This is a genomic window from Candidatus Limousia pullorum, assembly GCF_057405065.1.
This window is the reverse complement of the sequence record NZ_CM171614.1, coordinates 1,032,375-1,052,752: the sequence shown is the minus strand read 5'-3', so window position 1 is coordinate 1,052,752 and position 20,378 is coordinate 1,032,375. Positions and strand designations below refer to the sequence as shown.

The following is a 20,378-nucleotide window of genomic DNA, read 5'->3' as shown; positions in this document are numbered from 1 at the left end:
AAAGACGGACATAAAATTCCGTCTGTTATGCAAACACACCCCTGAGCACGAAGAGTTTTGTTCATAAAGCATGGAATGTATTCTGACTTATGCATCATCGTTTTTCTTTGCCTTCCCAAAAATAAAATTTTCAGTGACCGAACCTAATCATAAAGAAAAACTCCGCAAATACAGCAGCGTTCCTGTGCGGGACTCTCACCCGGCTTCCTGTGGTACATCCACAAAATTCCATTGCTTCTGTCATAGAGATAATAACATAAAATGCCACAGGGGTCAAGCTGTGGCAATAATATGTAATATTCAAATTTATTATTAAAGATTTCCCGCCTGGTGAAAAAAGCTTTCAGGCGCTTTTTTCTGTCCCACGGGATTGTTGTTCACAGGCGGAGTAAACGGGGAAAAATCACTGTTTGGCAGATATGTTCCCAAAATGTTAAACACGCTCTGTATATCAATTCGTTCATCGGGATTTACTTTCAGCATATACTGAAGCATGTTTCTAAGTCTGTTGGGAATATCCTTTCTGATTTTCAGCTTTTCACCCTCAAGAACCGCCTCATGGGCATAGTCGTACTCATCATGGTTAAAAGCAGGCAGTTCACCGGTAAGATACTGATGAAAAAGCAGTCCCAGAGAAAATATATCCATTTTGCAGGTGAGCTTTGTTTCATCGCCGCAGAAAAACAGACAGGCTTCCGGTGAAAGATAAATCTGGTCGCCTCCCAAATCGTTTTCATTTTTAGGAGGGTCATATTCAAAAAAGCTGCAATCGTAATCAACAATCTTCGCCACAAGCTTTCCCTTTTTTGTCCTGTGAATCAAAACATTTGTATCCTTTATATCGGAATGGACAATCTTTGCGGAGTGCATGGCAAAAATACTTCTCGCCGCTGTTCTGCACAAAAGAACTCTGTCCTCCAAAGGAAGCTTTGCGATTTCTGCAAAGGTAATTTTTTCGCTTTGGATTTTCGGCATGGAAATATAGTAGTGGGAATCACAGCGGAAAAATTCAAACACCCTTACAAGGTTTCCGTCGGACACATCGTTTATTCTTTTGTAGAGATTGAGTTTTTTCGCTTCAAAATACTCACAGCTTTTAATTTTGCTGTTTCTCAAAGTCTCCGACAAGCTTTCCTCATCGGGATAAACCGGGTTCATAAATTCCTTTATAAAATATTCCTCGCCGAAACGGGCGGCATATGCCCATCTGGAAAAGCCTGCGTTTTTATTCTGCAAAGGCGTTAAAAGCTTATATTCATTTAAAGTGTTCATCTATATTACCGCCCCTCGGTATTCTTTGACAAATAACGCTCGTAAAGCTTTCTGTACTCCTGCCAAAGCTTTTCAATAAGCTCATCATTGTCAGGGTCTGACTCAATTTTGCTGATATATTCTTTTTCCACAAAGTTTCTGCGTTTTTCAAAGCTTCCCTTTAGCTCGCTGAATTTTTCATAGCCAAAACCCATGCAGGCAAAGGTAAAGTCATCCCCTGCAACCTCTTTGAAAAAGGCTTTCAGTCCATCTCTGAAACCGTAGATATTTTTTGCGTCTGTAAGATTTCTTAAAACCTCGTATTCAAAGTTCATAGGCGACGGAAGATAACCAAAGCATCCGTCTGTAGCGCCTATTATCACACATGGCTTTTTAATTGATATAACCTTATGGTGAAGCTTGTAGTTTCCGTCTGAGGATAAAACATTTGTCAAAGCTCCGTCGTCGTAAAGGTTTGACAATGCGTCCTGACTTTTTACATCGTCCCTTGTAAGCTGGCACATTCCGTCCTCGTCCATGAGATATATTCTTGAATCTCCCGCCCAAACCACATGCAACACAAGCTCATTATCCTTCATCCAGGCATACGCCAAAGCTATTGTGGTGGGCAAATCCCTTACCATGGAACCGGAGATTTTTATGCTGCTCTTTGCGTAATCTCCAACCACTGAATAGGCTTTCTGAATATATGTAATCAGCGACTCCATAAATTCACGTTCGTCTTTCCATTTTGTTCTGCCCATATCCCGGTACCAGTCGTGTACAGCTCCGCTGACTGTTCTTGAGGCGAGATACGCTCCGGTCTGTCCGCCGCAGCCCTCATAGGTTCTTGAGCCAAGTCCTCCGCAGCCGTCAAGGACGCAGATTACCGCCGAGTCCTCGCTGTATTTACAATAATAGTTATCCTCGCCGTGGTTTTTGACCATCTCCTGAGATATCAAAAATCCAAGGCTTAACAGTTCTGAAAATTTTCCGTTCATAATTGTATACCTTTAATTTCCGCAGACTTAAATAGAATTGCAGATTGCGTTTAATATCATTGAATAATCGCTGTCTTTAAGTCCTGTTCCCGCCTCGGACTCGTAGTGGATTACGTTGTTCCAGTTGTCCTTAATTTTATTCCAGCTTGGTTTGTCCGGAGTAAAGAGCAAAAGTCTTTTTGCTGACTCGTCCATAATTCCCGGGCAGTATGAGCTTCCCCACCACTCGGTAAGCTCGTTGAAATCCTTAGCCATTCCGTTTGGATAGTTTGGCGCAGATTTTCCGAATCCCAAATCGTGTGTTCCCTCGTCGGACCAAACAACTATTACATGGCGGTTTTTCTTTCCCGGAGTGCTCCATTTTGATTTCATGGCGTATGCCAAAGCCTCCAAACCGTCCTCAGGGTCGTCTCCGCCGCCCTCAGCCTCAATACAGCGTACACATGCCTGGAAATCGTCGGACTGTTCCGGAAGATTGAAAAAGTCTGTAACCATCATAGCTTTTTCCCTGTCGTAATAGTAGTCACGGAAAGCCACAATTCTAACTCTCAGCTGTATAACAGTCTTGTGTTTTTCGTCCATTGTCTTTTTAAAATCTCTGTAAAAGTTCAAAGCATTGTCTTTTACTATTCCCAAAATATGATTCATACTCATTGTGGCATCTATGCAGAAAACAAGGTCAACGCCATATGTAACACGGTAATTGCTTCCCATAATAATATCCCCCTTAATTAAAAATCACTGTCTGTAAAAAGTTCTTCTGTATTTCCGCTTTCAGGCTCTGTTTCGTTCATAAAGTCCATTTCGTCCTTTTTGTCATTCTGAAACATGCCGTTAGTCTCTTCCTCGGTGGTTTCCTCTGTATATTCTTCTGTGGTAACCTCTTCCGCTGTTGTATCCTGTGTTATTTCCTGCTGGAAATTTTCTTCATTTCCGTTGTCAACTTCGGTTGCAACAATATTTGCATTGTCTGTCATTTCAATATTGCCGTCATTTCCCGAACTCAAAATAAATGTAACAATCACTATAAATTCTATTATAACAACAGCCGCCAGCGCCGCTGAAACTATAAGAAGATTTCTTGTGTTTTTCTTATAGTTATTCATCATTCTGACTTCACGTTCGGACGGTTTATTGTCCTTTTTTGAAGCCTGAATATTTCTGCTTTCTGTGTTAATTCTTTCTGTTGGCTTTGGTGCCTGTGGTTTATTTCCGTTTACCAGTCCCCAAAAGCCTCCGCAGTACTCATTTCCTGTAACCGGTTCGCCGCAGTTGGGACATTTATTTGCTTTCTCAGGCAATTTAACTCCGCATTTAGAACAAAACATGTTTTACCTCCGTTATTTAAAATCATCTGTGATGATTGCATACACTGCATTTTTCAAAAGAATTGCTGTTTTCACTTTCACAGTATTCGCAAGTCCAGCTTCCGCCGATTTTATCCGCTTCATACATCATAATTCTGGTAACCTTGTGGTTTTCCTCTTCTTTTTTGGAAGCATGAAAAGGCTCAGGAGAACTATCCATGGCAGGTTTCTTATCAGTATAAAAAGACGCTGCCGGTTTTTTTGCTGATTCTGCGTTATACTTTTTCTTTTTTCCACTTTTTTTAACCTTGGATATAATTATCGCAAGGATAACTACAAAGACGATAAATCCTATAAAACCTTGCATTTCAAATCTCCTTTATACAATTACAAATCGCCGCCTTTAACAAAGAAATCCTTCATTGTCTTTTTTGCAGGCCCATTGTTTTCCTTTCTTTCTGTTTTCTCACTGTCCTCTATAACAGAATTTTCACGAAAATAACCTCTGTTAACTTCGTTTGGGTTAACAGCTTCGTTTTCCGTATAGCAAAGTGTTTCCACAATATTTTTCACACACTGTGAAACCTGTCTTGATACGCTCATTGGTCCTTGTGCGTGTCTGCAAAACTCCAGCGCACTTAAAAACTCCCCTGCATTCCTGTATCTTTTATTGGGATAATAGGCGCAGGCTTTCATTATAATATTTGACATTCCTATTGAAGCGTCAACAGGTCTTGGGAGAACCGCTCCGCACAGTCTTTTATAGTTTGCCTGCTCAACCATTTCGTGGGTGATTGTCTGCGGAGGCAAAGGCAAAAAAGGAAGCCTTCCCCTGTTCAGCATTTTATAAAGTATAAGTCCCAGAGAATATATATCTATTGTATTGTCGTATTTTTTTCCGTAGTAAACCTCAGGCGCCATAAAGGTATAAGTGCCTTTCGGAGAACCGCCTGTTGTGTTATGGTTGGTAAGGGCAACGCTGAAATCTCCAAGCTTAAAATCTCCGTGGCTGGTTACAAAAATATTTCCCGGCTTTATGTCCCTGTGGATTATGTTTTCGCACTGGCATATTTTAAGGGCGTTGCAGATATCAATTCCCAGCTTTATGGTTTCAGCTTCACCGAACTCATGGTGCTGAAGATAAGCAGGCAAGGGCATCAAAAGCTCCATTCTTATTAAAACATCCCATCCGAATCCCACCTTATGTTCAATTATCTTGTGGTCCTCATAGGAAACAATATTTGTATTGCCCTTTAATTTTTCCATAACAGAAAATTCCCTGGACAAATCATTTACAAATCTGCGGTAATACCGGGCAATCTGTTCGTCGCTCATATTTGCATTGCGAAGCTGGTTTATCTCATCCTCATCTCTTGGAATGGATATAACCTTTAAAGCCGCATAATACACACCGCCTATATCCTGTCTTCTTATTTTATATACATCTCCGTATGCACCGGAGCCTATAACGCTTTCAACTTCCCATTCAGGCCAAAGTTCCCTTTTCCAACCCATGAAAACCCCTCGAATTCACATAAAACATAATTTTTAAAAGCATTAGAAATATAAAATCCTGCTCAAATTTAAAAATTGCGTAAAATTTCATTTATAAATCCTTTTTATTTCCTCTAATTTCTTTTAAAGCAAAAAAATTAGACAATTTTTCACAAATACATATTTATTCTAAGCAAATTATTATGTTTTGTCAATAGATTTTTTGTTTATTTAGACAGATGTTTTATCTACATCGGACAGTGTTTTCACTTAACAATAATCATAATTTTTACGGCTGGCTTCTATTCCTTCTACTGGATAAAATAAAAGAACGATGTCCGTTGGACATCGTTCTTTTATTTTATATTGGTCCGAGTGACAGGAGTCGAACCTGCGGCCTCTTGAACCCCATTCAAGCGCGCTACCAAACTGCGCTACACCCGGATAACTGTAGGAGTTATTATATCACATAGATTTATTAAAATCAAGTATTTTTTTATCCGCTTCTCTCCCTCAGCCTATGAATATTTATAAACTATATTCAGCAATAAAAACATTATATTTCTCTTAAAATTTCATATTGCCATTTTATCCAATGTGTGATAGAATAATTCCATGCTTAGACAATGAATAAATATACATAATATGCATTTTTATTCTTCACTAAACAAGAAGACACTTTTAAGGAGCTGAAAAAAATGGGAATGACAATGTCTCAGAAAATTCTGGCGGCACATGCCGGTCTTGATTCTGTTAAAGCGGGACAGCTTATCGAGGCAAAGCTGGACATGGTTCTCGGTAACGACGTTACCTCACCTGTTGCAATCAATGTTTTTGAAGAAAACAACGCAACTTCTGTTTTCGACAACACAAAGATTGCCATGATTATGGATCACTTTACACCTAACAAAGATATCAAGGCTGCTACTCAGTGCCTTCAGGTAAGAAAGTTTGCAGACAAATACGATATTAAAAATTTCCTTGATGTAGGTCAAATGGGCATTGAACATGCACTTCTTCCGGAAATGGGTCTTGTAGGACCAGGAAGTCTGTGCATAGGAGCCGACTCACACACCTGCACCTACGGCGCATTGGGAGCATTCTCAACAGGCGTAGGTTCAACAGACATGGCAGCAGGCATGATAAGCGGAAAAGCATGGTTCAAGGTTCCCTCAGCTATTAAGTTTGAGCTTGTAGGTAAACCACAGGGTTATGTAAGCGGCAAGGATGTAATCCTTCACATTATCGGAATGATAGGCGTTGACGGAGCTTTGTATAAGTCAATGGAATTCTGCGGCGAGGGTATCAAGTACCTTAACATAGACGACAGACTTTGCATTGCAAACATGGCTATTGAAGCCGGCGCAAAGAACGGTATTTTCCCTGTTGACGATGTTACAAGAGAATACTGCAACGGAAGATTCCAGGGCACACCTGTTGAATATACAGCAGACGAGGATGCAGTTTACGACGAAACCTATGTGATTGATTTAAGCACAATCAGACCGACAGTTGCATTTCCTCATCTTCCTGAGAACACAAAGACCGTTGATGAAATCGGCGAAAAAGAGGTTAAAATCGACCAGGCTGTAATCGGTTCATGCACCAACGGAAGAATAAGCGACCTGAGAGCCGCCGCAGAGATACTCAAAGGAAGAAAGATTGCCAAGGGCGTTCGCTGCATAATTTTCCCTGGCACACAGAAAATCTGGCTTCAGGCTATGCACGAGGGACTTTTTGACATATTTATAGAAGCAGGAGCTGTTGTTTCAACTCCAACCTGCGGACCTTGTCTTGGCGGACACATGGGAATTCTTGCCGCAGGCGAGAAAGCTGTTTCCACCACAAACAGAAATTTCGTAGGCAGAATGGGTCACGTGGACAGTGAGGTTTACCTTGCAAGTCCTGCTGTAGCTGCCGCCAGCGCAGTTGCAGGCTACATCATCGACCCCGAAAAGCTGTAATAAGGAGGAAAAATAACATGAACGCAAGAGGCAGAGTACATAAATACGGCGACAACGTGGACACAGACGTTATTATCCCTGCACGTTATCTGAACACAGCATCTCATAAAGAGCTTGCCGCTCACTGCATGGAGGATATCGACAAGGATTTTGTAAACAAGGTTCAACAGGGCGACATAATTGTTGCCGATAAGAACTTTGGCTGCGGAAGCTCAAGAGAGCACGCACCAATCGCCATAAAGGCCAGCGGAATTTCCTGCGTTATCGCTTCAACCTTTGCACGTATTTTCTACAGAAACTCAATAAACATCGGACTTCCGATTCTTGAGTGCGACGAAGCTGCAAAGGACATTGAAGACGGCGATATGGTAAGCGTTGATTATGATACAGGCGTTATTGTAAACGAAACAAAGAACAAAAAGTATCAGGCAGAGCCATTCCCGGAGTTTATTCAGAACATTATCCGCAAGGGCGGACTTATAAAATCAATAACAGAATAAATCAACACATAACTCCTCACGGCATTATGTCCGTGGGGAGTTAATTTTATAACAGCTAAAAACCATTCATTTCATCTAATAAACTTAAAATGTAAATAATAACCTAATTTCAAGGGTAAAATCCAAAAATTGCTGTTGAATTTTTTTCTATTTATGGTACAATAAATTTAATTATATGTTTATAATTATCAAATCAAAAGAGAAAAAACAGTATGTGAATTTTGCGCATGGAGGATTTACTATGGAATACAAAATTAAAAAAATTCAGAGCAAAGCTGATATCGATTTGTGCAACGAATTTGAAATCACCAACTACAAGTGGAGAAATGTTTACACCCCAAAGGTTGTAGGTAAAATGGGCTTTATCCCGGGCGAAGGAATTTTTGCAAAAATGACCTGCTTTGAGGAAAATCCACTTGCACTCAAAACTCAGGACAGAGAAAGAGTATGCGACGACAGCGCAATGGAAATTTTCTTGGCTTTCACAGAAGAGGGCGAAGATCTTTCCAACGATGTTATGTATATAAACTTTGAATTTAACTCAAACGCAAAGATGTACGCAAAATACGGCAAGGGCAGAAAAGGCAGAACTTTCATCTCCGAAGAACTCTGCAAAGAGTGCGGCTGCACAGTAACAAAGGATGAAAAAAGCTGGACTGCTTCAGTTTTGTTCCCAATAAACTTCCTTGAGGAAACCTGCAATGCAGGCAAGCTTGATGTAGGTTCTCAGTTCTACTGCAATTTCTACAAGATTTCAGAAACTCCGGAAATCGAGCATTACGGAAGCTTTGCACCAATCGGCACAGAAACACCTAATTTCCACGTTCCGGTATATTTTGCAAAGGCAATTATTGTTGAATAATTCTGAGAGGTAATTTATGAACAACTACGTTTTGGAGTGCTGCGCAGACAGTGTTCAATCCGCAATAAATGCCGAAAAAGGCGGCGCAAACCGAATTGAACTTTGTTCCGCACTGGTAATCGGAGGTCTTTCCCCTTCCCTTTGTCTTTTTGATGAGGTTATGAAAAACTGTTCTATCAAAGTAAACGTGCTTTTAAGACCTCGTTTCGGCGACTTTTGCTATGATGATTATGAAATTGAAATAATCAAAAACGAGATAAAAATGTTCCGTGAAAGAGGCGCAAACGGCGTGGTTATCGGCGTTTTGAAGCCGGACGGAACTCTTGATATGGAAAAAATGAAATACCTCATGGAGGAAGCCAAGGGAATTGATGTTACCCTGCACCGTGCTTTTGACGTTGCCAAAGACCCTTACAAAACTTTGGAACAAGCAAAGGAGATGGGCATAAACACAATTCTCACTTCAGGTCAGAAAAATTCCGCCATGGAGGGCGCCGAGCTTTTAAAAGATTTAGTTTCAAAAAGTGAAAACGTGGATATCCTTATTGGAAGCGGCGTAAGCGCTGAGGTTATAAAACCTCTTTACGACATAACAAAAGCCACCAGCTATCACATGTCCGGCAAAGTAACCCTCGAAAGCAGAATGACCTACAGAAAAGAAGGCGTCAGCATGGGAGCCGCCGGAGTCAGCGAATTTGAAATCTTTGAAACCTCAGTTGAAAAGGTAAAGGCGGCGTCAGAGCTTTTAAAGGCTCTTTAATATAATTTTTGATAAGAAGGCATATGAAATATGAGCAAAACAGGACTTGTTCTTGAAGGCGGTGGAATGAGAGGTGTTTTCACCGCCGGAGTATTGGACTTTTTTCTTGATAAAGATATAAATTTTGATATGTGTTCGGCGGTTTCCGCCGGATCCTGCCATGCATGCAGTTATCTTGCAAAGCAAAGAGGCAGAGCATTATCCACCGCTGTGGATTTTCTCGACCACAAGGATTATTGTTCTGTCAGCAGTCTTATAAGAACCGGAGATATTTTCGGAGCGGATTTTATCTACAGAGAAGTTCCATTGGAAATCTACCCAATAGACAACGAAACCTTTAAGAAAAATCCAACCGAGTTTTATTCAGTTATAACCGACTGCGAAACCGGCGAAGCGAAATACTACAAAATCAACGACCTTATTAAAGACGTTGACGCAATCAGAGCTTCCGCTTCCCTGCCCTTTGTTTCAAGAATGGTAGAAATCGGCGGAAGAAAATATCTTGACGGAGGTCTTGCGGATTCAATCCCTATAAAGTTCAGCGAAAAAATGGGATGCACTAAAAACGTGCTTATTTTGACCCGTGACAAAACCTACAGAAAATCCCCGTCAAAATTTACCGGTTATTCAAAGCTGAAATACAGGAAATACCCGAAGCTCAGCGACAGCATTAAAAACAGATATATTGTTTACAACGAAACACTTGACTATATCGAACAGCAGGAAGCTCTGGGCAATATTTTTGTAATACGTCCTGCAGGAAACCTGAATATAGGCAGGATGGAAAAGAACCGTGACAAGCTTATGGGTGCATACCATAAAGGTTATCAGCAGGCACAAAAAAGCTATGAGGCACTTATGAAGTACCTCGCAAAGTGATGATTAAGGACATTTTAAGGATTAGAAAGAGGAAAATTGTATGGTAAAGAACGTATTATGTGATTTGGATGGAACTCTTCTCAGAATGAAACAGGATGAATTTATGAAAGAGTATTTCCGGTCCCTTGCAGAAAAGTTTGTCCCATTGGGCTATGACAAGGATACGCTTTTAAAAGCTGTTTGGGACGCTTCCCGTGCTATGGTCAACAACAACGGAGAAATGACAAACGAACAGCGTTTCTGGAACAGCTTCACAGAAATTATGGGAGAATACGCCCGTGACCTTATACCTGTTTTCAAGGAGTACTATCAAAACGAATTTGACTCCATTAAAAAGATTGTGGAGGAAAGCGACATACAGGTAAAGGTTATCAACAAGCTTAAAGGAAAGGGATACCGTGTAATTCTTGCCACAAATCCCCTTTTTCCAATAGAGGCAATAAGAACAAGGCTCAAATGGGCAGGACTTAAAGTCACAGATTTCGACTACATAACAAGCTATGACGAAAGCTCATACTGCAAGCCAAACCCTGAATATTTCCGTGAGATTGCAGAAAAGGTTGGCATATTTCCCCGTGAGTGCATGATGCTGGGCAACAACGTAATTGAAGACGTCACAGCCAAAGAGGTTGGCATGAAAGTCTACATTGTAACAGATTTCCTTGAAAACGAGGAAAACGTGGACTACACCCAATACATGCACGGCACAATGGAGGAATTCCTCAAACACATAAACCACATGCCCAACGTCAACCAATGATTTCTTGTTCCAACAGGGATAGGATAATCTTGAAATTAGCTCCCGTTTTCTGTCGGGCGAGACGTTTTGTCGGGAGACTTCGAGTGGCTCGCTCTCAACTATGTTAGTTCTATACCTCCAATCGGGCGAGACTTTTATTTTTTATCCGACCTGCATGGGTTTTATCTTAAAATTAACTTTATCACAGGTCGGGCGAGATGTTTTGTCAAGCGACTTGGAGTTGCTCGCTCTCAGTTAGGTTTTATTTAAATATTATAATTTTACCGCCATGGTTATTTTTAGCCATGGCGGTTTTCTTTTATAGAACTATCATTATAGAGGCAGATTTTTTAATATTCAGTTCATCTTAACAATATTTCAAGTAGAAATTAAAGTCTATTCATGATATAATTAAAAAAATTTATCTTATCTGACGGAGATGATTTAATGGAACCGGAAACAATCGGTAGAAATATTAAAAAATATCGAATTGAAAAGAAACTTCGTCAGGAAGATTTGGCAGAAAAAACAGATTTGAGTTCAAATTACATCGGTATGGTTGAACGTGGCGAGAAAATCCCATCTTTAGAAACCTTTATTTCCATTCTTAATGCACTGGAAATTTCAGCCGATATGGTTCTTGCAGATGTATTAAAACAAGGGTACGTTGTTAAAAACTCTCTTCTCGACGAAGATATGCAAAAGCTTTCACAGGATGACAGAGAAAGAATATATCTTGTTATAGAAACACTCATAAAATATTCTCAAAAATAAATCATTAAAAAAACAGGAAACCGTGGTTAATACTGCGATTTCCTGTTTTTTATTTTATGAAATTTTAAGACCTGAATTTTTATTGTACACACACATCTTGAAATTGTGGATTTACGGCTTTTTTCAGGTTTTCTATTGTCAGTTCCACCTGATAACCTATTTTGCCGGCGCTGAAAATTATTGATGGGAAATTCTCGGCGCTTTTATCTGTCACAGTTACAAAACGCTTTTTCATTCCGATTGGAGAACATCCTCCGTGGATATATCCTGTAAGGGGCAGAAGCTCCTTTGACTTTATCATCTCTATTGACTTTTCCTTAACTGCAACAGCCGCCTTTTTCAGGTCAAGCTCTCTGCATACCGGTATCATAAAAACATAGTTTTTGCCGGACTTTCCCACTGTAACCAGTGTCTTGAAAACCATATCCGGGTTTTGTCCCAACACCTTTGCCACTTCCTCACCGCTCAAAGCGTCGGTGTCGGCGTAGCAGTAATGATTATAAGGAATTTTTTGCTTGTCCAGCAAGCGCATAACATTAGTTTTGTAATCCATTCTTATCACCTTTTTATTTTTTTAATAGTCCTGCTCTTTCAATAAATTTATCGGCCTTTTCTTTTTCAGGCTTTGTGGCAAGACTTACGATAACATAAACACAGGCGGAAATTCCTGTTCCCACCAATACCTGCAAAGCGGACTGCATTTCCCAAAAAACAGGCAGTTTCACCCCGAAAAATATCATCAGGTTGTAAAGCGAAAACAAAAGTCCCACCACCATTGAAGCCAAAGCTCCCTTTGAGTTTCCTCTTTTCCAAAAGAAACCAAAAACAAGAGGTATGAAAACTCCGGTTGTTATTACGTCCGAGGCTATCCAGGACACCTCTAAAATGGAACGCACTGAAATAGAAATCACAAAAGCCACCGCCGTCACCAACAATGTGGCAATACGTGAAAAATTCAGCTTTTGGCTTTCACTGCGGTTTTCCGGAAGCAAGTCCATGGAAAGTGTCATTGCTCCCGTATTTATCAGGGAATCCATGGTTGACATTATAGCCGCAGAAATTCCCACAAACGCCAGCGCACCCAACACAGGCGGCATATAGCCTGTTACCAAAGAGGTGACAATTCCACCTTCGGGCATTTTATCAAATATTACAAGCCCTGCCATTCCTGTGAAAACCACTATCAAATAAAGGGGAATATAGGCAAAAAAGCTCATAACCGTCATTTTTCTTGCGTCCTTGTCGCTTCTTGCGGCTGAAATTCTCTGCCACACATTGGCCTGTATCATCCATGCACATCCAAAGGTTATAACATATCCCAGATACTTTGAAGTTCCTGCGCCCATACTCATATAATCGCTTTTTCCGGCTTCCTCTGCCGCTTGAGCAATCTGAGAAAAACCTCCGCTGTTCATCATGGCAACAACGAAAACACAAACCGCCGATGCCAAGAGCAGGACAAACTGAATAATATCAGTGAGAACAACCCCTCGAAATCCTCCGAACATGGAATATATCAAAACTATGAGAGTTCCGGTTAAAACCGCCGCTTCGTAGTTCATACCCATATATGTGCCGAAAAAATTTCCTATTCCCACCATCTGGGACGCCGCATTAAATGTCATAAATATGAGTATCATTACGGAAAGCATTTTTGCCGTGGCTTTTGAATACCTCGCCTCCATCATCTGTCCCTGGGTAAGATATCCCACACGCCTTATGGCTTTTGCCCCGATAATCATAAGAAATGTGGAAATAAGCACAGGCACACCGTAATACCAAAACGCACCCAATCCGTCCTCATAGGCAAGGTCAGCGGTGGAAATAGCCGAACCTGCTCCCCACCATGAAGCGATAAATGTTATGGACAAAGCCCAAAATGGCAAACTTCTTCCTGCAAAAAAGTAGTCTAAAACATTTGTATTTTTCTTTTCCTTTGTAACCGCAAAAAGCAAAAGTCCAAAATACAGTATAAGACCGATAAGGGACATGATTTGCAGACTTGTCACTATATCATATCCTTTCAAAATTATAATGTGTTTTTATTATAGCACATATATTAGAAAACTGCTACCGTTTAAACCACAAAGGGACAGCACAAACCATACTGCGCTGTCCCTTTTATTTTCAGTGTTTATTTTTCTCGTAAAGCTTTAAAAGTCCCATAAGGAGAAGATTTTCATCGTAGTAGATTTTATGCTTGCAGAAAGGAAGAACTATTCCCATAAGTCCTCCTGTGGCAACGGCTGTCACCTTTTCTCCCATTTCCTCTTCCGCTCTGTCGATAAGTCCGTCTATCATGGCGGCGTTGCTGTAGATAGCTCCCGCTTTCATGCAGTCGATTGTATTTTTACCGATAAGTCTTTCCGGCGGTTCTTCAAGGTTTATAAAAGGAAGCTGTGCGGCTCTGCCTGACAAAGCGTCCATGGAAAGTCTAAGTCCGGGAATAATAACTCCTCCGGTATAGCTTCCGTCCTTGTCTATAACAGACATTGTGGTAGCTGTTCCCATGTCAAAAATAACAAGGGGCGGTTTGCACATGTCAAGGGCGGCAACTGCGGCAACCAAAAGGTCTGCGCCAACCTGGGCTGGAATATCCATTTTTATCTCCATTCCCAAATCCATTTTATTTGTCACCACAAGGAATTTTTTCCCTGTGAGTATCTCCATGGATTTACTCAAAGAATAGCGAAGCTCCGGAACAACGCTGGAGATTATTCCTCCCTCTACCATGTTAAAGTCAACACCCTTTTCCTCTAAAAGGCCTCTGAGATGGAAAACGTATTCGTCCACTGTTTTATTGCGGTCGCTGGTCATTCTAAGGCTGAATTTTAAAGCTCCGTCAACAAATCCACCCACAACCGTATTTGTATTGCCCACATCAAGAGCCAGCATCATAAAAATCTACTCCTCCGGTTTTAGTATTGTTTTAAAAACTTCTGCAAAGGAAGCACGATAATCGGAACAAGCACTGCGGCGGCGATTGCCTCAGGGATTCCGTTTGCGGCAACTATTCCCAGAATTGCAGCCAAAACTGCGTCTACAGGAATTCCGTTCATAGCGGCATAGGCATCCTTGAACACGATATAAATAAGTCCCATAACCAAAGCTGTATTAACTATCGCTCCGAAAGCTCCTGCTATTACTGCTCCCACTGCTCTGAAACCTATTTTAGAGCTTGTAATTTTTTCAATTCCCTTGTAAATAAGCCATGCGGCAGGGCCGATAAGCATTCTGGGGATAATTGAGATTACAACCGCCCATACGCTTCCGCTGTCTGTTCCCGGTACAGGAATAAAGGGAGAAAATGCGAAAGACAAGGCGCTTGGAATCATGGTATTCTTTATAAGGCTTGCAATGCCGAATACTGCGCCCAAAAATGCACCCTTTTTCGGTCCCATAAGAATTGCGCCGATAATTACCGGAACATGAAGAATTGTTGCCTTTATAATCGGAAGGTCAATAAGACCTATAGGCGTAAAGGTCATAAGCAAAAGTATTGCCACAAAAAGTGCAAGCAACACCATGTCACGGATAGCGGCTCTCCTTGCCATAGGAGAAGCTGTTTTTACATTACTACTCATTTAAAAAACCTCCAATGCCGTTCTTCCTTTGAAGATACAGCTTAAATTTATGTATGCCCAAAATTCCGCCTTTTGTCTGCCGTCCGTAAAGGTACAGCGACCGGGTTTTCTTCCGAGCATAATAATTATACTCAATTAAAATAGTTATTGCAAGGAAATAATGTCATTTTATTCCTTTTGATTTACTTTTATCATTTTATTTGTTATACTGAAACAAAATAAAGTTAATTTACACAATCTGCGAAAAGAGGTTTTCCTTATGCTCAAAAATAAAACTGTGCTTTTAGGAGTTACCGGAGGCATCGCCTGCTACAAGGCGGCGGCTTTGGCTTCTGCCCTTGTAAAACAGCACTGCAACGTCCATGTAATCATGACAAAAAATGCCACTGAATTTATTTCACCTCTGACCTTTGAACACCTCACAGGAAACAGAACCGTCACCGACACCTTTGACAGAAACCATTCCTTTCAGGTGGAGCATATAGCTTTGGCAGATATGGCTGACCTTGTTATGATTGCCCCGGCAACCGCCAACGTAATGGCAAAGCTTGCCCACGGAATAGCCGACGATATGCTTACAACAACAGTCCTTGCCTGCGACTGTCCGAAAATTGTAGCTCCGGCAATGAACACAAAAATGTATTTAAATCCTGTAACTCAGGACAATATGAAAATCCTCGAGAAATACGGCTGGGAAGTTATAGAGCCTGCCAGCGGCAGACTTGCCTGCGGAGCTGTTGGGGCAGGAAAAATGCCGGAACCGGAGGACTTGCTGGAAAGTATTCTCCACGCAATTTCCCATGAAAAGGACATGAACGGAGTAAATCTCCTTGTAACCGCAGGTCCCACACAGGAAGCCCTTGACCCTGTAAGATACATGACAAACCATTCCACCGGAACAATGGGCTACGCCATAGCAAAGGCGGCTTCCGCAAGAGGTGCCAATGTCACCTTGGTTTCAGGCCCTGTAAATCTGAAAGAGCCTGCATATGTTGACACAGTAAAGATTGTTTCAGCCGAGGAAATGTTCAACGCCGTCACAAGCCTTTCCAAGAAACAGGATATAATAATAAAAGCGGCGGCGGTTGCAGACTACAGACCTGCAAATGTAGCTGAGGATAAAATTAAAAAATCCCAAAACGATGACGACCTTTCATTGCCTCTTGAAAGAACAAAGGATATCTTAAAATGGCTGGGAGAACATAAAAGACCGGGACAGTTCCTCTGCGGCTTCTCAATGGAAACAAAAGACCTTGTGGAAAACTCAAGAAAAAAGCTTGTAAAGAAAAACTTAGATTTAATAGCCGCCAATAATTTAAAGGTAGAGGGCGCAGGCTTCGGCGGAAACACAAACGTAGTAACCCTCATTTCCGAAAACAATATAGAAGAACTCCCCCTAATGACCAAAGACCAAGTAGCAAATAGAATTTTGGATGTTATTATGGGGATGAGATAATTTATAATATAAAAACCGCTCAAAATGACTTAAATCATTATGAGCGGTTTTTAATCATTGTATTGACATTTTACAACTACCGTTTTCCATATCAATATATACATAATCGACAGCTGAAGAAGAGCCATTTACATACCATTTTAATACAAAAAGATAATACTCTCTGCCATCCTTACCCGTATTTATACTATCATATACAACTGCTAACTCTTTGTTATCCTCCCCTGCGGTATCTCCCGGTTGATAGTCCCAATACTCACATGCAATTTGATAAGCATCATCTTGTGAAATCATTGTATTAGCAACAGACTCCGTTGTATTGTTAACATATGACAGTTCTGCTTCCTTGTCATAGTCCGCAACAAGTTCAAAGTTTTCAAGATTTAAGTTTATAAAATCCGTGTCAGAACCAGCCAATGGACGATAAGCAACAATAATGCACAGCTCTTGATTATCATTAAAATACGGTGTTCTTCTGTCCATATACTCTGAAGAAAGACTTCTTTTCAAGGAATCATTAAAGGATTTAACACCAAATTCATCTTCAAAAAATCCGTCATGTGCTAAATTATTCCAAAAATATGAGCCTACCGCCTGCTTTGTCTTTTCATCGTATTCATCAACAGAAAAACCTGACAGCGCAACAACCTGACTATTAGAAATCTCGGAACCATCGTTTATATCCAAGTTGTAAACATCATAAGACGTCAATCCATTGTTACTTATCCTGTGCTCAATAACAATTGATAAAACATCATCTTTTACTCCCCAGTTATAATCAATTTCATATACAATCGGATATTCTCCATTTTCTACGTTTTTAACATATGTTTCAATATCATCATATCCGTTATCACTGCTGTAAATCTTATAGATTTCATCATTTATTTTTGAAAAATTATCTCCGGAAAGATTAATCTTTGGTATTTTGTATTTAAATTCTCCCTCTTCATTTTCATATTCATATGAATACGCATCAACAACCAGATTATCATAATCAATTTCTTCTGTTGTGGGTTCGGCTGTAGTTTCTGCTGTTGTCATCTCCTCTGTGTTTTCTTCACTGTTTTTACAACCCGCCAGTGATAACATAATCATTAAAGATAACAACACACATATTATCTTTTTCATAAAAACTCACCTCATATATTTTCTTATTTGCAACAATACATTAGTACTGTAAAGCTTAATTTAAAATATAAGCTATTATTATATATACCACATTAAACCAATTATTTCAAGTTTATTTTAGCAAATAATATATATTATAAAGCTACAGCGTATTATCTGTATTTGTTTTTATAAAAATTTAATATTTTATATTTTAGTATGTTGGTAAATTATTATTTATTTATCAAATCTCTAAACATAACATACTGGTTATGGAATTTCATTTCACTTTCCATACAGTCGGCTTTATATTCCATAACGGCATTGTGCTGTTGCTGTAGGTTGCCCTGCTCTTTTGCATATACTGTCAGCTTGTCTATTTTTTCGTTTGTTTCGGAAATAGCTTGCAGTAAGGAATATTGAAGACTGCGAAGCTGACCGCTGATTTCATCTAACTGTGATATTATAACATTGAGCTTTGTTATTATTATTCCCTGTAATTTCTGCTGTTCATAGAGAGTATAGCAGCCCTCATGTCCCGTCAAGGTATAGCACATCCCCATATTCAGATATTGAGAAAACATAGCTATAGCTACAAAATCTCCGTGATAAGACGGATATATAACATCAAGAGAATAATATGATTTCAACAGCTCATTTGTTTTGTTGTATTCATCCACGATAATATTTATATCATTGTTCATTTGAGGAATAAGCGCAAGTTCTCTGTCTCTTCTTCTTGCATCCTCTAAAATAATATTATTGTATTGATTACATCGATTTTCATAATCTTCATTCACTATCTTTTCATTGTTTTCACGCATTTTTTGATAGTCAACTGATTTAAAAATTAAACCGATTAGATAAAGAAGTATACCTATTGAAAGAAATACCACAAACATAGTTATATTCGAATTATCCAACAAACAGATAATAAAATATACACAAGCGACCAAAATAGCTATAAAAGATAAAGCCATGCTGATAATATATCCATTACCATCAGTTACTTTTTCTTCCATTTTTCTCTTTTTCGGCGGCTCAGGCAACTGAACATACTGACCCATAGAATCCCTCTTTTTCACCATTTTTGAGTAAGCGTTCTCCAGCACCATTTTTTCTTTTTCTAACTGTAAAACGGTATTGACATACTTTTTTAAATTTTCATAATCCAACTGCATAAATTTACCTCCTATTTTTATTATTTATATATTAGCAAAACAGTTCTACATTGTCTGTTATGCTGTCTGACATGTTTATAAGTCTGCTGAGAGTTACCGGAGACATATTTAAGTACGAGGCAACATATTTATGACTTATTTTATCAATTACCCCGGGATAGTTTTTTAAAAACCAGTGATATCTTTGCATTGCGGTAAACTGGTAAGCCATTATCTTTAAGCATCTGTGTAAATCATTTGAATTTTGAAGCAAATTTCTATACAACAAATTAGCCTCTGAAAAACAATCAAGCAATGCATTAAAATCTGAAACAGCAATACAAACTACTGTTGATTTAATGAGCGCCTCTATAGCTATGGGGGAAACCGCACTAAAATCAGAACTTGCAATAATAGGAGCACCGCATTTATATATAAGACAGTCAGTAATATCTTTCCCGTTTATATCCACGAAGAAACCACGGCATATACCGTCAACAAGAAAAAACATTTGCTCCGCCCGCTGTCCCTGTCTTATCAAATATTCTCCCTTTTTTACCGTCTTAACTGAAGACTTTTTTACAAGCTCACTGATTAAATTTTTGTCACTTAAATGCAGAGTCTCTGTAAAAAAATCGACCATTGTCAAAGAAATCCCCCTCTTTTAAAAGTATTTTTACCTAATTTTACACTTAATTTTTATTTTTGTCGTTATCATAGATTAACAATTTAAGCATTATTTTCATTTTTATAACATTTTTTAAGCATAATAACATTAAAAAAGCAATTATCACACAAAGACAATAATAACATTCAGTGAATGTCAACAGTTCTTTTAGCATAACATATAATTAAATCATTGACAAGCACTGAATGTCATTAGGGTGATTATATGTTTATTAACAAAAGTACGGACGGGAAAAATAATATTTGCGGGACGCAGGTTGCTAAGTACCGCAAGGCCATGAAAAAATCTCAGAGGGAGCTTGCCGACGAGCTTCAGCTTATCGGGCTTGACGTGGACAAAAATGCAATTCAAAGGATTGAAGCCGGTAAGCGGTTTGTCACCGATATCGAGCTTGTATATCTATGTAAAGTTTTAGGCATTACTCTTGAAGAACTTGTATTTGGCAGTAATTAAAAAACAATTAAATAATTGCATAATATAAAAACGACGATTGTTTCAAATAAAAACAATCGTCGTTTTCTTATTGTTTATTGTTACTTGTACCCCTACATGTAACTATAATAACCGCTGTTCCTGCTGCTATAATCAGAAAAAGAAATCCTAATGCCAGCTTTTCACCTGTTGGGATGGGAGGATTATCATCCGGTGTTTCGGTGCTGTCCGGAATTTCTTCCGTTGTGGGCTGTTCAGAGTCTTTTTCTATTCTTGCCGTAACCTTTGTTGTTCCGTCGCTGTTTTCATAACTCAGCTCCTCACCGAAAACAACACATGCTCCGTAAACGATATATAGAAACAAGAACAAAATTAAAAGCGGTTTTAACCTGTGTGCTTTGCTGTGAATCATATCTT

23 protein-coding genes, 1 tRNA gene and 1 riboswitch are annotated in these 20,378 nt (G+C 39.5%); of the genes, 9 read left to right on the top strand and 15 right to left on the bottom strand.

What is annotated here, in order from left to right:
* Positions 1-55: 55 nt before the first annotated feature.
* A riboswitch (cobalamin riboswitch) is annotated at positions 56-248 on the bottom strand.
* Positions 249-312: 64 nt separating this feature from the next.
* The 7 genes from CGICJO_RS04550 to CGICJO_RS04520 form a co-directional block, all read right to left on the bottom strand.
* A complete protein-coding gene (locus CGICJO_RS04550) occupies positions 313-1,272 on the bottom strand; it encodes a protein kinase domain-containing protein (RefSeq protein ID WP_486499796.1) in 960 nt (319 codons plus the stop codon).
* A 5-nt stretch (positions 1,273-1,277) separates the two neighbouring features.
* Positions 1,278-2,252 (bottom strand): PP2C family protein-serine/threonine phosphatase, encoded by a 975-nt coding sequence (locus CGICJO_RS04545; protein WP_486499795.1) that lies wholly within the window; start codon positions 2,250-2,252, stop codon positions 1,278-1,280.
* Positions 2,253-2,279: 27 nt separating this feature from the next.
* Positions 2,280-2,966 (bottom strand): vWA domain-containing protein, encoded by a 687-nt coding sequence (locus CGICJO_RS04540; protein WP_087376844.1) that lies wholly within the window; start codon positions 2,964-2,966, stop codon positions 2,280-2,282.
* 17 nt (positions 2,967-2,983) lie between these two features.
* On the bottom strand, positions 2,984-3,580 hold the full coding sequence (locus CGICJO_RS04535) for a zinc ribbon domain-containing protein (RefSeq protein WP_486499794.1): 597 nt from the start codon (positions 3,578-3,580) through the stop codon (positions 2,984-2,986).
* A 22-nt stretch (positions 3,581-3,602) separates the two neighbouring features.
* Complete coding sequence (locus CGICJO_RS04530) at positions 3,603-3,926, bottom strand: hypothetical protein (RefSeq protein WP_486499793.1); 324 nt, start codon at positions 3,924-3,926, stop codon at positions 3,603-3,605.
* A gap of 20 nt (positions 3,927-3,946) precedes the next feature.
* Entirely contained in the window at positions 3,947-5,074 is a 1,128-nt protein-coding gene (locus CGICJO_RS04525; protein WP_486499792.1) for a serine/threonine-protein kinase, read from the bottom strand.
* Positions 5,075-5,420: 346 nt separating this feature from the next.
* Positions 5,421-5,497 (bottom strand) — tRNA-Pro (locus CGICJO_RS04520).
* A gap of 254 nt (positions 5,498-5,751) precedes the next feature.
* On the opposite strand from CGICJO_RS04520, the gene leuC reads away from it, so the two are divergent.
* From leuC to CGICJO_RS04485, 7 genes are all read left to right on the top strand, one after another.
* Positions 5,752-7,017 carry a 3-isopropylmalate dehydratase large subunit gene (leuC, locus tag CGICJO_RS04515; RefSeq protein ID WP_087376835.1) on the top strand — a complete coding sequence of 422 codons (1,266 nt, stop codon included), beginning with the start codon at positions 5,752-5,754 and terminating at the stop codon, positions 7,015-7,017.
* A gap of 17 nt (positions 7,018-7,034) precedes the next feature.
* Positions 7,035-7,517 (top strand): 3-isopropylmalate dehydratase small subunit, encoded by a 483-nt coding sequence (gene leuD / locus CGICJO_RS04510; protein WP_087376833.1) that lies wholly within the window; start codon positions 7,035-7,037, stop codon positions 7,515-7,517.
* A 241-nt stretch (positions 7,518-7,758) separates the two neighbouring features.
* Complete coding sequence (locus CGICJO_RS04505) at positions 7,759-8,379, top strand: carbohydrate-binding family 9-like protein (protein WP_486499791.1); 621 nt, start codon at positions 7,759-7,761, stop codon at positions 8,377-8,379.
* A 16-nt stretch (positions 8,380-8,395) separates the two neighbouring features.
* Positions 8,396-9,139, top strand: coding sequence for a copper homeostasis protein CutC (locus CGICJO_RS04500; protein WP_486499790.1), 744 nt, complete (start codon positions 8,396-8,398; stop codon positions 9,137-9,139).
* Positions 9,140-9,169: 30 nt separating this feature from the next.
* On the top strand, positions 9,170-10,018 hold the full coding sequence (locus CGICJO_RS04495) for a patatin-like phospholipase family protein (RefSeq protein ID WP_087376827.1): 849 nt from the start codon (positions 9,170-9,172) through the stop codon (positions 10,016-10,018).
* 40 nt (positions 10,019-10,058) lie between these two features.
* The gene (locus CGICJO_RS04490; RefSeq protein WP_486499789.1) at positions 10,059-10,778 is read left to right on the top strand and encodes an HAD family hydrolase; all 720 of its coding nucleotides are present in this window, start codon (positions 10,059-10,061) and stop codon (positions 10,776-10,778) included.
* Positions 10,779-11,204: 426 nt separating this feature from the next.
* On the top strand, positions 11,205-11,531 hold the full coding sequence (locus tag CGICJO_RS04485; protein WP_486499788.1) for a helix-turn-helix domain-containing protein: 327 nt from the start codon (positions 11,205-11,207) through the stop codon (positions 11,529-11,531).
* A 79-nt stretch (positions 11,532-11,610) separates the two neighbouring features.
* Here the strand turns inward: CGICJO_RS04485 and ybaK are convergent, their stop codons facing one another.
* The 4 genes from ybaK to CGICJO_RS04465 all read right to left on the bottom strand — a co-directional run bounded on the left by ybaK (position 11,611) and on the right by CGICJO_RS04465 (position 15,115).
* A complete protein-coding gene (ybaK, locus tag CGICJO_RS04480) occupies positions 11,611-12,084 on the bottom strand; it encodes a Cys-tRNA(Pro) deacylase (RefSeq protein WP_087376820.1) in 474 nt (157 codons plus the stop codon).
* Positions 12,085-12,097: 13 nt separating this feature from the next.
* A complete protein-coding gene (locus CGICJO_RS04475; RefSeq protein ID WP_486499787.1) occupies positions 12,098-13,540 on the bottom strand; it encodes a sodium:solute symporter family protein in 1,443 nt (480 codons plus the stop codon).
* Between the two features lie 118 nt (positions 13,541-13,658).
* Positions 13,659-14,429 carry a type III pantothenate kinase gene (locus CGICJO_RS04470; RefSeq protein ID WP_486499786.1) on the bottom strand — a complete coding sequence of 257 codons (771 nt, stop codon included), beginning with the start codon at positions 14,427-14,429 and terminating at the stop codon, positions 13,659-13,661.
* A 20-nt stretch (positions 14,430-14,449) separates the two neighbouring features.
* Positions 14,450-15,115: an ECF transporter S component gene (locus tag CGICJO_RS04465; RefSeq protein WP_486499785.1), complete on the bottom strand. Its 666-nt coding sequence runs from the start codon at positions 15,113-15,115 to the stop codon at positions 14,450-14,452.
* A gap of 259 nt (positions 15,116-15,374) precedes the next feature.
* On the opposite strand from CGICJO_RS04465, the gene coaBC reads away from it, so the two are divergent.
* On the top strand, positions 15,375-16,571 hold the full coding sequence (gene coaBC, locus CGICJO_RS04460) for a bifunctional phosphopantothenoylcysteine decarboxylase/phosphopantothenate--cysteine ligase CoaBC (protein ID WP_486499784.1): 1,197 nt from the start codon (positions 15,375-15,377) through the stop codon (positions 16,569-16,571).
* A 54-nt stretch (positions 16,572-16,625) separates the two neighbouring features.
* Here the strand turns inward: coaBC and CGICJO_RS04455 are convergent, their stop codons facing one another.
* From CGICJO_RS04455 to CGICJO_RS04445, 3 genes are all read right to left on the bottom strand, one after another.
* On the bottom strand, positions 16,626-17,702 hold the full coding sequence (locus CGICJO_RS04455; protein WP_486499783.1) for a hypothetical protein: 1,077 nt from the start codon (positions 17,700-17,702) through the stop codon (positions 16,626-16,628).
* Positions 17,703-17,914: 212 nt separating this feature from the next.
* Positions 17,915-18,862, bottom strand: coding sequence for a hypothetical protein (locus CGICJO_RS04450; protein ID WP_486499782.1), 948 nt, complete (start codon positions 18,860-18,862; stop codon positions 17,915-17,917).
* 31 nt (positions 18,863-18,893) lie between these two features.
* The gene (locus CGICJO_RS04445; protein WP_486499992.1) at positions 18,894-19,484 is read right to left on the bottom strand and encodes a Crp/Fnr family transcriptional regulator; all 591 of its coding nucleotides are present in this window, start codon (positions 19,482-19,484) and stop codon (positions 18,894-18,896) included.
* A 249-nt stretch (positions 19,485-19,733) separates the two neighbouring features.
* Between CGICJO_RS04445 and CGICJO_RS04440 the strand changes: the two genes are divergently transcribed.
* Entirely contained in the window at positions 19,734-19,982 is a 249-nt protein-coding gene (locus CGICJO_RS04440; RefSeq protein WP_486499781.1) for a helix-turn-helix domain-containing protein, read from the top strand.
* 67 nt (positions 19,983-20,049) lie between these two features.
* Here CGICJO_RS04440 and CGICJO_RS04435 read toward each other — a convergent pair whose 3' ends face one another.
* On the bottom strand, positions 20,050-20,373 hold the full coding sequence (locus CGICJO_RS04435; protein WP_486499780.1) for a hypothetical protein: 324 nt from the start codon (positions 20,371-20,373) through the stop codon (positions 20,050-20,052).
* Between the last annotated feature and the right edge of the window lie 5 nt (positions 20,374-20,378).

Coding starts and splice junctions, on each gene's coding strand:
- CGICJO_RS04550 (WP_486499796.1), bottom strand. CDS start 1,272: ATGAACACTTTAAATGAATATAAGCTTTTAACGCCTTTGCAGAATAAA.
- CGICJO_RS04545 (WP_486499795.1), bottom strand. CDS start 2,252: ATGAACGGAAAATTTTCAGAACTGTTAAGCCTTGGATTTTTGATATCT.
- CGICJO_RS04540 (WP_087376844.1), bottom strand. CDS start 2,966: ATGGGAAGCAATTACCGTGTTACATATGGCGTTGACCTTGTTTTCTGC.
- CGICJO_RS04535 (WP_486499794.1), bottom strand. CDS start 3,580: ATGTTTTGTTCTAAATGCGGAGTTAAATTGCCTGAGAAAGCAAATAAA.
- CGICJO_RS04530 (WP_486499793.1), bottom strand. CDS start 3,926: ATGCAAGGTTTTATAGGATTTATCGTCTTTGTAGTTATCCTTGCGATA.
- CGICJO_RS04525 (WP_486499792.1), bottom strand. CDS start 5,074: ATGGGTTGGAAAAGGGAACTTTGGCCTGAATGGGAAGTTGAAAGCGTT.
- leuC (WP_087376835.1), top strand. CDS start 5,752: ATGGGAATGACAATGTCTCAGAAAATTCTGGCGGCACATGCCGGTCTT.
- leuD (WP_087376833.1), top strand. CDS start 7,035: ATGAACGCAAGAGGCAGAGTACATAAATACGGCGACAACGTGGACACA.
- CGICJO_RS04505 (WP_486499791.1), top strand. CDS start 7,759: ATGGAATACAAAATTAAAAAAATTCAGAGCAAAGCTGATATCGATTTG.
- CGICJO_RS04500 (WP_486499790.1), top strand. CDS start 8,396: ATGAACAACTACGTTTTGGAGTGCTGCGCAGACAGTGTTCAATCCGCA.
- CGICJO_RS04495 (WP_087376827.1), top strand. CDS start 9,170: ATGAGCAAAACAGGACTTGTTCTTGAAGGCGGTGGAATGAGAGGTGTT.
- CGICJO_RS04490 (WP_486499789.1), top strand. CDS start 10,059: ATGGTAAAGAACGTATTATGTGATTTGGATGGAACTCTTCTCAGAATG.
- CGICJO_RS04485 (WP_486499788.1), top strand. CDS start 11,205: ATGGAACCGGAAACAATCGGTAGAAATATTAAAAAATATCGAATTGAA.
- ybaK (WP_087376820.1), bottom strand. CDS start 12,084: ATGGATTACAAAACTAATGTTATGCGCTTGCTGGACAAGCAAAAAATT.
- CGICJO_RS04470 (WP_486499786.1), bottom strand. CDS start 14,429: ATGATGCTGGCTCTTGATGTGGGCAATACAAATACGGTTGTGGGTGGA.
- CGICJO_RS04465 (WP_486499785.1), bottom strand. CDS start 15,115: ATGAGTAGTAATGTAAAAACAGCTTCTCCTATGGCAAGGAGAGCCGCT.
- coaBC (WP_486499784.1), top strand. CDS start 15,375: ATGCTCAAAAATAAAACTGTGCTTTTAGGAGTTACCGGAGGCATCGCC.
- CGICJO_RS04455 (WP_486499783.1), bottom strand. CDS start 17,702: ATGAAAAAGATAATATGTGTGTTGTTATCTTTAATGATTATGTTATCA.
- CGICJO_RS04450 (WP_486499782.1), bottom strand. CDS start 18,862: ATGCAGTTGGATTATGAAAATTTAAAAAAGTATGTCAATACCGTTTTA.
- CGICJO_RS04445 (WP_486499992.1), bottom strand. CDS start 19,484: ATGGTCGATTTTTTTACAGAGACTCTGCATTTAAGTGACAAAAATTTA.
- CGICJO_RS04440 (WP_486499781.1), top strand. CDS start 19,734: ATGTTTATTAACAAAAGTACGGACGGGAAAAATAATATTTGCGGGACG.
- CGICJO_RS04435 (WP_486499780.1), bottom strand. CDS start 20,373: ATGATTCACAGCAAAGCACACAGGTTAAAACCGCTTTTAATTTTGTTC.